The organism is Streptomyces ambofaciens ATCC 23877 (assembly GCF_001267885.1).
Classification (GTDB): domain Bacteria; phylum Actinomycetota; class Actinomycetes; order Streptomycetales; family Streptomycetaceae; genus Streptomyces; species Streptomyces ambofaciens.
Window position 1 is genome coordinate 7,779,546 of sequence record NZ_CP012382.1, and the last position, 11,019, is coordinate 7,790,564.

1 protein-coding gene is annotated in these 11,019 nt (G+C 74.4%); it reads left to right on the forward strand.

The features are described 5' to 3' along the window. The first annotated feature begins 16 nt into the window (after positions 1 to 16). Positions 17 to 11,005 carry a type I polyketide synthase gene (locus tag SAM23877_RS41880; protein WP_483316144.1) on the forward strand — a complete coding sequence of 3,663 codons (10,989 nt, stop codon included), beginning with the start codon at positions 17 to 19 and terminating at the stop codon, positions 11,003 to 11,005. Positions 11,006 to 11,019 lie beyond the last annotated feature (14 nt).

The window sequence follows — 11,019 nt, forward strand, 5'->3', positions numbered from 1 at the left end:
CCCGCTGGGAGTCGCTCTGATGACGAACGAAGAGAAGCTGCTCGACCACCTGAAGTTCGTCACGGGTGAGCTGCGGCAGGCGCACCAGGAGTTGCGCGCACAGCGGGAGCGGGACTCCGAGCCCATCGCCATCGTGTCCATGGCCTGCCGCTTCCCCGGCGGCGTCCGCACCCCGGAACAGCTGTGGCACCTGGTCACCGAGGGCCGCGACGCGGTCGGCCCCTTCCCCGCCGACCGGGGCTGGGACCTGGACGCACTGCTCGACCCCGACCCCGAGCGGCCCGGCGGCAGCTACGGCCACGAGGGCGGATTCCTCCACGAGGCCGCCGAGTTCGACGCCGGGCTCTTCGAGATCTCCCCGCGCGAGGCCGTCGCCATGGACCCACAGCAGCGGCTGCTCCTGGAGACCTCGTGGGAGGTCTTCGAGCGAGCCGGCATCGACCCGAAGTCGGTGCGCGGCGCCCGGGTCGGCGTGTTCGCCGCCACCAACGGCCAGGACTACGCCACCGCGCTCGCCGCCGACCCGGAGGCGGCCGACGGCTATCTCGCCACCGGCGCCGTCGCGAGTGTGCTGTCCGGACGGATCTCGTACGTCTTCGGGCTGGAAGGCCCCGCCCTCACCGTGGACACCGCGTGCTCGGCGTCGCTGGTGGCGCTGCACCTGGCCGTGCAGTCGCTGCGCAGGGGCGAATGCACCATGGCTCTCGCGGGCGGTGTGACGGTCATGGCCACGCCGGCCGCGTTCGTCGAGTTCTCCCGTCAGCGGGGGCTGGCGGCCGACGGCCGGTGCAAGGCCTTCGGCGACGGCGCGGACGGCACCGGCTGGGGCGAGGGCGTCGGGGTGCTGCTGGTGGAGCGGCTCTCGGACGCCGTACGCAACGGCCACGAGGTGCTGGCGGTGGTACGCGGGTCGGCCGTCAACCAGGACGGCGCGTCCAACGGGCTGACCGCGCCGAACGGTCCCTCGCAGCAGCGGGTCATCCGCGACGCGCTGGCCTCGGCGGGCCTGGCGCCCTCCGACGTGGACCTGGTCGAGGCGCACGGCACGGGCACGAGGCTCGGCGACCCGATCGAGGCGCAGGCACTGCTGGCCGCCTACGGCCGGAACCGCGCAGCCGGCCACCCGCTGTGGCTCGGCTCGGTGAAGTCCAACATCGCGCACACGCAGGCCGCCGCCGGTGTCGCCGGCGTCATCAAGACGGTCATGGCGCTGCGGCACGGCGTGCTGCCCCGCACCCTGCACGCCGACGAGCCCACCCGGCAGGTGGACTGGTCGACCGGCGCCGTACGGCTCCTCACCGAGAACCGGCCCTGGCCCGGTCCCGGCCGCACCAGACGCGCCGCCGTCTCCTCGTTCGGGGTGAGCGGCACCAACGCGCACACGGTGCTGGAGCAGGCGCCCGAAGGCGACCCCGAGGCCGTGGAGGGCCCGGCCGCGGCGCCGCCCACCGCCGCCGAACCGCCGCTGATCCCGCTCCCGCTCTCCGCCGGCACCCAGCGCGCTCTGCGCCGGCAGGCGGTGGCACTCCACGCGCACCTGGCCGAGCGGCCCGAGACACGCCTGGCCGACCTCGGCCACTCGCTGGCCACCACCCGCGCGTCGCTGGCCGCGCGGACCGTCGTACTGGCGGCAGGGCGCGACGACGCGCTGCGGGCGCTCGCGGACCTCACCGAGGGCACGGTCCCGCCGGAGGCGGAGTCCGGCACGGCGTCACCCGGGCGCACGGCGTTCCTGTTCTCGGGTCAGGGCGCGCAGCGAGTGGGGATGGGGCGTGGCCTGTACGAGGCCTTCCCCGTGTTCGCCGAAGCGCTCGACGCGGTGTGCGCGCAGGTCGAACTCCCGCAACCCCTGAGGGACGTGCTGTTCGGGGAGGACGCGGGGCTCCTCGCGCGTACCGCGTACACCCAGCCCGCCCTGTTCGCCGTCGAGGTGGCGTTGTTCCGGTTGGTGGAGTCCTGGGGGCTGGCCCCGGACATGCTGGTGGGCCACTCGATCGGTGAACTGGCCGCCGCGCACCTCGCCGGGGTGCTCTCGTTGGAGGACGCGTGCACCCTGGTGTCGGCGCGCGCCCGGCTGATGGACGCGTTGCCGCAGGGCGGCGCGATGCTCGCCGTCGAAGCGGCCGAGGACGGCTTGGAACTGCCCGACGGGATCGACGTGGCGGCGGTCAACGGGCCCACCTCGGTCACCGTTTCCGGGGGCGCCGACGCGATCGATGCCCTGGAGGAGCGGTTCCGGGCACGGGGCGTGCGGGTGAAACGGCTGGCCGTCTCGCACGCGTTCCACTCGCGCCTGATGGAGCCGATGCTCGACGAGTTCGCCTCCGTCGCACGGTCGTTGACGTACCGTGCCCCGACGCTCCCCGTCCTCACCACCGCGCCCGGGGACCCGGCCACTTTCGAGTACTGGGTCGGGCAGATCGTCGCACCCGTCCGTTTCGCGGACGCCGTGCGCCGGGCCCACGAGTTCGGCGCCACCCGCTTCCTCGAACTCGGCCCGGACCGGTCCCTGTCCGCCCTCGTCCCGTACCTCGTCGAGGACGCGACCGCCGTGCCCACCCTGGGCTCCGGCCCGGACGAGGCCGCCTCGCTGCTGCACGGCATCGCGCGGGTCCACGTGCACGGGGCCCCCGTCGACTGGGCGGCTCCGCTCGGCGCGGCGGGAGCCCGGCGCGTGGAACTCCCCACCTACCCGTTCGAACGACAGACGTACTGGCCCGACGTCCGGCTGAGTGCCGGGGACCTGACTTCCGCCGGCCTCGGCGCGACGGGGCACCCGCTGCTGGGCGCCGCCGTGTCGATGGCCGCCGGAGGAGGGGCGCTGCTCACCGGTCGGCTCTCCGCCGCCACGCACGGCTGGCTCACCGACCACACGATCCTCGGCGGTGTCCTCGTCCCGGGCACCGCGTTCGTCGAACTCGCCTGGCAGGCCGGGGAACACGTCGGCTGCGGGACCGTGGCGGACCTCACCCTCACCGCGCCGCTCGTGCTGCCCGCGCGCGGCGGTGTGCAGATCCAGGTCAGCGCCGGAGCCGAGCGCGAGGACGGCACCCGCCCTCTGGAGATCCACTCGCGTCCCGACGGCGAGGAGGAGTGGACCGGCCACGCCGTCGGACTGCTCGAGGCCGCTCCCGCGGCTCCCGCCGGTCCGGCCGGCACCGTGCGGACATGGCCTCCAGAGGCCGAGCCGGTGGACCTCGACGGCTTCTACGAGCGGGCCACCGGGGCCGGTTTCGCGTACGGTCCCGTCTTCCAGGGGCTGAAGGCCGCCTGGCGGGCGGGTGATGAGCTGTACGCCGAAGTGGAGCTGCCCGAGTCCGCCCACCGTGATGCGGGCCGCTGCGGACTGCACCCCGCCCTGTTCGACGCCGCGCTGCACCTCACCGGCCTCGACCCGGACCGGGCCGGGCTGCCCTTCGCCTGGCAGGGCGCCACCCTGCACGCGACCGGTGCCGCACGGGCCCGCGTCCACCTGGCCCCCGTCGGCGCGGACGCCTGGACGCTGCGGATCAGCGACCCCGTGGGTAACCCCGTCGCCACCGTCGAGTCGCTCACCCTGCGGCCCGCGACCGCCGTCGGCCCGCGCCACGACGACTCGCTGTTCCTCCTCGACTGGACGCCCGTGCCCGTGCCCGTGCCCGTGCCCGTGCCGGCCCGGCGGGGTTCGCTCGCCCTGGCCACCGACGGACTCGGCGCGTTCCTGGCCGGGTTCTCCGGTGCCGCACCCGACGTCGTGGCGTGGCCCGTGGCGGACGCGGACGCCGAGGTCGCCGTCAACGAGGTCCTGGCCGGCATCCAGGCGTGGCTGGCCGACGAGCGGTTCGCCGCGTCCCGGCTGGTGCTGATCACCCGCCGTGCCGTGGCCGCGGTACCCGGTGACGACGTCACCGGCCTGTCCGGGGCGGCCGTCGGCGGTCTCGTACGCTCCGCGCAGGCCGAGCACCCCGACCGGTTCGTCCTGCTGGACACCGACTCCGACACCGCCTCCGGCATCGACACCGGTGCCGGCACCGACTCCCACTCCGGCACCGACATCCACACCGACGCCGACCTGCTCGCCGTGCTCACGGGCGGCGACGAACCCTGGCTCGCCCGGCGCGGCGACACCCTGCTCGCCCCCAGGCTGGCCCGCGCCTCGGCGTCCGGCGCACTCGCCGTGCCCGACACGGAGGGCTGGCGACTCACCGCCGACCGCGCCTCCGGCTCCCTCCGCGACCTGGCCCTCGCGCCCGCCTCCGGGGCGACCGCGGAGCTGGCACCGGGCGAGGTACGGGTCGAGGTGCGTGCGGCGGGGGTGAACTTCCGCGATGTGCTCATCGCGCTCGGGCAGTACCCGGACCCCACGGCCCTCATGGGGTCGGAGGCCGCGGGGGTCGTGGTGGAGGTCGGCCCCGGGGTCGGGGACCTCGTACCGGGTGACCGCGTCTTCGGCCTGTTCGAGGGGGCCTTCGGGCCGCTGGCGGTGGTGGACCGGCGGATGGTGGCGGCGATGCCGCGGGAGTGGACCTTCTCGGACGCGGCCTCGGTGCCGATGGCCTTCCTGACGTCCTACTACGCGCTGGTGGACCTCGCGGGGCTGTCCGCCGGTGAGTCGGTGCTGGTCCACGCCGCCGCTGGTGGCGTGGGGATGGCCGCCGTACAGGTCGCACGGCACCTGGGTGCGGAGGTGTACGGGACGGCCTCGCCGGCGAAGTGGGCGGCGACCGGACTGGACCCGGCGCACCTCGCGTCCTCGCGCGACCTGGGCTTCGAGCAGGCCTTCGCGCGGCGCACCGAAGGGCGCGGCGTGGACGTCGTCCTCAACGCGCTGGCCGGCGAGTTCGTCGACGCCTCGGCGCGGCTGCTGGCCCCCGGCGGCCGCTTCGTGGAGATGGGCAAGGCGGACCTGCGCGACCCGGACTCGTTCGGCGACCGCCGCTACCGCTCCTTCGACCTCGGCGAGGCAGGGCCGGACCGGCTGCAGGAGATGCTGCGGGAGATCCTGGAGCTGTTCCGCGCCGGCCGGTTCACCCTGCTGCCCGCGCGGGCGTGGGACGTCCGGCAGGCGCCGGAGGTCTTCCGGCACGTCGCCTCGGGCGGCCACGTCGGCAAGAACGTCCTGATGCTGCCGCGGGCCCTCGACCCGCAGGGCACGGTCCTCATCACCGGTGGCACCGGCACCCTCGGATCGCTGCTGGCCCGGCACCTGGTCGAGCACCGGGGCGTGCGACACCTGGTCCTCACGAGCCGGAGCGGTCCCGCCGCGCCCGGCGCGCGGGAACTGGCGGAGCGACTCGGCGCGCTCGGCGCACAGGTGCGGGTGGTCGCGTGCGACGCCACCGACCGGGAGGCCCTGGCCGGACTGCTGGCCGGCCTCCCCGCCGAGCACCCGCTCACCGGGGTCGTGCACGCGGCCGGTGTCGCCGACGACGGTGTCATCGAAGCGCTGACGCCCGAGCGGGTCGCCGGCGTGCTGCGCCCCAAGGTCCAGGCCGCGCTCGCCCTGCACGAACTGACGGCCGGCCTCGACCTGGCGCTGTTCACCGTCTACGCGTCCGCGTCCTCCGCCTTCGGCTCCCCGGGCCAGGCCAACTACGCCGCCGCCAACGCCTTCCTGGAGGCGCTGGCCCAGCACCGCCGGACCCGGGGGCTCGCCGCGACCGCGCTCGGATGGGGCCTGTGGGCCGAGGAGAGCGCCATCAGCGGCGGCCTCGGCACCACCGGCCTCGCCCGCGCCACCCGCGTCGGCGGCGCGCTCTCCGCCGACGAAGGGCTCGCCCTCTTCGACACCGCCCACGCCACAGGTCTGCCGTACCTGCTCCCGCTGCGCTTCGACGCGTCCGTCGCCCGGACGCTGCGGCCCGTGCCCGCACTCCTGCGCAGCCTGGTACGCGCGCCCGCGCGCCGCGTCGCCGGTACCGTCACCGGCGGTTCGGACCTCGCCGGACGCCTCGCGGCGCTCCCCGCCGCCGAACAGCGCCGCCTGCTCACCGGACTGGTGTGTGCCGAGGCCGCGACCGTCCTCGGGCACACGGGCGCGGACGCGGTCGCCCCGGACCGGGTCTTCAAGGAACTCGGATTCGACTCGCTGACCTCCGTCGAACTGCGCAACCGCATCAACGCGGCTACCGGACTGCGCCTGCCGGCGACGCTGTTGTTCGACCATCCCACCCCGGTCGCGCTCGCCGGCCACCTCGGCACCGCACTGGTCGGCGAGGCCGGGTCGACGCACCGGGCGACCACCGGCTCCGCCACCGACCGGGGCGAGCCGATCGCGATCATCGGCATGTCGTGCCGGCTGCCCGGCGGTGTCCGGTCGCCCGCGGACCTGTGGCGGCTCGTACACGCCGCAGAGGACGCCATCACCGCCTTCCCGACCGACCGCGGCTGGGACATCGACACCACGGACCTGCCGTACGCGCCGCTCGGCGGGTTCCTCGACGACGTGGCAGGCTTCGACGCCGGGCTGTTCGGGATCTCGCCGCGCGAGGCGCTGGCGATGGACCCCCAGCAGCGCCTGCTGCTGGAGACCGCGTGGGAGGCGTTCGAGGCGGCGGGGCTCGACCCCCTGGCGGTCGCCGGTGAGCCGATCGGCGTGTTCGCGGGCGCCGCTTCCTCGTACTACGGCCTCGACAAGGCGCTCCCGGAGGACGTCGCCGGCTACCAGCTCACCGGCGGCGCCACCAGTGTCCTCTCCGGCCGGGTGGCGTACTCGTTCGGCCTGGAAGGGCCCGCGGTGACGGTGGACACGGCGTGTTCGTCGTCGCTGGTGGCGGTGCACCTCGCGGTGCAGGCGCTGCACAACGGCGAGTGCGACATGGCACTGGCCGGCGGAGTGACGGTGATGGCCGGCTTCGGGGTCTTCAGCGAGTTCAGCCGCCTGGACGGACTGGCCGGGGACGCGCGGTGCAAGGCGTTCGCGGAGGCCGCGGACGGTACGGGCTGGTCCGAAGGCGTCGGGTTGCTGCTGGTGGAGCGGTTGTCCGACGCGGTGCGCCGGGGGCATGAGGTGCTGGCGGTGGTGCGGGGGAGTGCCGTCAACCAGGACGGTGCGTCGAACGGTCTGACGGCGCCCAATGGCCCGTCGCAGGAGCGGGTGATCCGGCAGGCGTTGGCCAACGCGCGTCTTGAGGCGTCGGACGTGGATGTGGTGGAGGCGCACGGGACCGGGACCAGGCTGGGCGACCCGATCGAGGCGCAGGCGCTGCTCGCGACGTACGGACAGGGCCGGCATGAGGACCGTCCGTTGTGGCTGGGATCGGTCAAGTCGAACATCGGGCACACGCAGTCGGCCGCGGGGGTGGCGGGCGTCATCAAGATGGTGCAGGCGCTGCGCTCCGGAGTGGTCCCCGCGACCTTGCACGTGGATGAGCCGACATCGCATGTCGACTGGTCGGCCGGCGGAATCCGGCTGGCGGTCGAGTCGCGGGCGTGGCCCGAGACGGGGCGTGCGCGTCGGGCGGGTGTGTCGTCGTTCGGGATGAGCGGCACCAACGCGCACGTGATCATCGAGCAGGCCGAGCCGGTGGCGGCCCCGACGCCGGAGTCCGGGGTGGCTCGCGGGACGGTGCCCTTGGTCGTGTCGGCGCGGTCGGCGGGTGCGCTGTCGGGCCAGGCGGACCGGTTGCGGGAGCTGGTCTCCGGTGCGTCCGGACCCGACCTGGTCGACGTGGGCTGGTCGTTGCTGTCGCGCGCAGGGCTGGAGCACCGCGCGGTGGTGCTGGCCGCCGACCGTCAGAGCGCGGTGGAGGGCTTGGGTTCGGTGGTCGAGGGGGCGTTCGCCGGTTCCGTGCGGGGTGTGGTGAACGGGGGGCGTGGCGTGGTGTTCGTGTTTCCGGGTCAGGGGTCGCAGTGGGTGGGGATGGGGCGGGAGTTGGCTGGGTGGTCGGGGGTGTTCCGGGAGGCGTTGGCGGAGTGTGAGGCGGCGTTGGAGCCGTGGGTGGAGTGGTCGTTGTGGGAGGTGATCGAGCGTGGTGATGAGGGGTTGCTGGGGCGGGTGGATGTGGTGCAGCCGGTGTTGTGGGCGGTGATGGTGTCGTTGGCGCGGTTGTGGCGTGGGTGTGGGGTGGTGCCGTCTGCGGTGGTGGGTCATTCGCAGGGGGAGATCGCTGCGGCGGTGGTGGCGGGTGGTCTGTCGTTGGAGGACGGGGCGCGGGTGGTGGCGTTGCGGAGCCGGGCGATTCTGGCGCTGGCCGGTGGTGGGGGGATGGTGTCGGTTGCTGAGGGCCGGGGTGTGGTGGAGGAGTTGGTGGGTGGGTTCGGGGGGCGGTTGTCGGTGGCGGCGGTGAATGGTCCGGGGTCGACGGTGGTGTCGGGTGAGCCGGGGGCGTTGGAGGAGTTGCTGGGGTTGTGTGGGGTGCGGGGGGTGCGGGCGCGTCGGATTCCGGTGGATTACGCGTCGCATTCGGTGCAGGTGGAGGGGGTGCGGGAGCGGATTCTGGCGGAGTTGGCGGAGGTGGCGCCGGTGTCGTCGGGTGTTCCGTTGTATTCGACGGTGACGGGTGCTCCGATCGATACGGCGTCGATGGACGCGGGGTACTGGTTCGAGAATCTGCGTTCCACGGTGCGGTTCGAGGAGGTGACTCGTGGGCTGCTGGCCGATGGGCGGTCGGTGTTCGTGGAGTGCAGTCCTCATCCGGTGCTGGCGGTGGGTGTGGAGGAGACGGCTGAGGCGGCGGGTGTGGATGCCGTGGTGGTGGGTTCGCTGCGTCGTGGTGAGGGGGGTGAGGAGCGTTTCCTGACGGCCCTGGCCGAGGCGTGGGTGGCGGGTGCCGGGGTCGACTGGTCCTCCGTCGTCCCGGCCGGACGCCGCGTGGAACTGCCGGCCTACGCCTTCCAGCACGAGCGCTACTGGCTGGAGCCCGCGCCGACCACCCGCGAGGCCGCAGTCGCCGACACCGAGGAGGCCGCCTTCTGGGACGCCGTGGAACGCGGCGACCTCGCGGAACTCACCGGCACCCTGGAGCTGGAGTCCTCCCGGGAGCTCGGCGCGCTCCTGCCCGCACTCTCCTCCTGGCGTACCCGACGCCGTCAGGACACGACGATCGACACCTGGCGTTACCGGGTCGAGTGGTCCCCGCTGACCGGACTCCCTGCCACCAGCCCGCTCACCGGTACCTGGCTGGTCGTCGCCCCCCTCGCCTGCGAGCTGACGAAGTGGGCCACCACCGCGCTGCGCGCCGCCGGGGCCGACGCCCTGGAGTACGAAGTCGACGCCGACCACACTCCGGACCGCGACACGCTCGCCGCACGCCTGAAGGAGACCACCGGCCCCGAGGAACCCCTCTCCGGTGTCCTGTCGCTCATCGCCACGACCGACGTCGCGCTACCGGGCACCGCGGTGCCCGCCGGGGTCGCCGCCACCGTGACGCTGACCCAGGCGCTCGGCGACGCGGGCATCACCGCACCCCTGTGGACGCTGACCCAAGGCGCGGTGTCCACCCGCGACGAACCCGCCGACCGCCCCGCCCAGGCAGCGGTCTGGGGTGTCGGCCGGGTCGCCGCGCTCGAACACCCCGACCGCTGGGGCGGACTGATCGACATCCCACCCGCTCCCGACAGCGCCGCCGGTGACTTGCTGACCGTCGTCCTGGTCGGCGGCACCGGCGAGGACCAGGTCGCCCTCCGCGACCGCGGCATGTCCGCCCGCCGGCTCGTCCGCTCACCTCAGGACACCGACCCCACCCAGCCCGCGCCACCTGCCTGGACCCCCACCGGAACGGTGCTGGTCACCGGGGGAACCGGGGCCGTCGGCGCCGAGGTGGCCCGCTGGCTGGCCGGCAGGGGCGCACCCCATCTGCTGCTGGTCGGCCGGCGCGGTGAGAAGGCGGACGGTGCCCTGGAGCTGGCGGAGGAGCTGACCGCACTCGGCACGACGGTCACCCTGGCCGCCTGCGACGTGACCGACCGGGACGCGCTGGCGGAGGTCCTGGCCGCGGTACCGACGCAGTGGCCGCTGACCGCAGTGCTGCACGCGGCCGGCGTCGACGGGGTGACCGCGCTGGACGAGGTCGACGCGGACCATCTCGCCACCGTGCTCGGCGCGAAGGTCACCGGCGCGCGCCTGCTGCACGAGCTGACCCGGGAGAGGAACCTGGAGCGGTTCGTGGTCTTCTCCTCCGGCGCCGCCGTGTGGGGCGGCGGAGGGCAGGGCGCGTACGCCGCGGGCAACGCGTTCCTGGACGCCCTGGTACGGCACCGCCGCCAGGCCGGCCTGGCCGGGACCTCCGTGGCGTGGGGCTCCTGGGCCGGTGGCGGCCTCGCCGCGTCGGGGGGAGGCGACCGGCTGCGGCGGCTCGGGGTCGTCCCGATGGCGCCCGCACTGGCCGTACGGGCCCTGGCGGGCGCGATCGACCGGCACGAGGACGGTCTGGTCGTCGCCGACCTCGACTGGGACGTCTTCGGACCCGCGTTCACCGCGAGCCGGCCGAGCCCTCTGATCGCCGCGCTGCAAGCCGACCGGACACCGGAAGCGGCCGACGAGCAGAGCGCCGACGAGACCTCCGTACTGCTCGACCGGCTCTCCGCCGCACCGGCCCGACAGCGGCAGCAGATCCTGCTCGATCTGGTCCGCACCGAGGCCGCGGCGGTCCTGCGGTACCGGGAGGGGCAGGTCGTCGAGGCCGCGCAGGCGTTCAAGGACCTCGGCTTCGACTCGCTCACCGCGGTCGAGCTGCGCAACCGGCTCAGCCGCACGACCGGGCTGCGGCTGCCGGTGAGCCTGGCCTTCAACCACCGCACCCCCACGGGGGTCGCCGCCTACCTCGGATCGGAACTCGGCGTCGCCGACCACGGACCGAGCGCCGACAAGACGCCCGCCGAGCCCGGAGAGGACGCCATCCGGACGGCACTGGCGACCGTACCGATCGCTCGCCTTCGTGCGGAGGGCCTGGTGGACACGCTGCTGCGACTGGCCGGCGACACCGACGAGCCGTCCACCCCGTCCACCGACGGCGACTCGATCGACGAACTGGACGCCGACGCGTTGATCGACATGGCGCTGAACGCCGACCGAGACGATGCCTGAGCCTGTGGAGAACT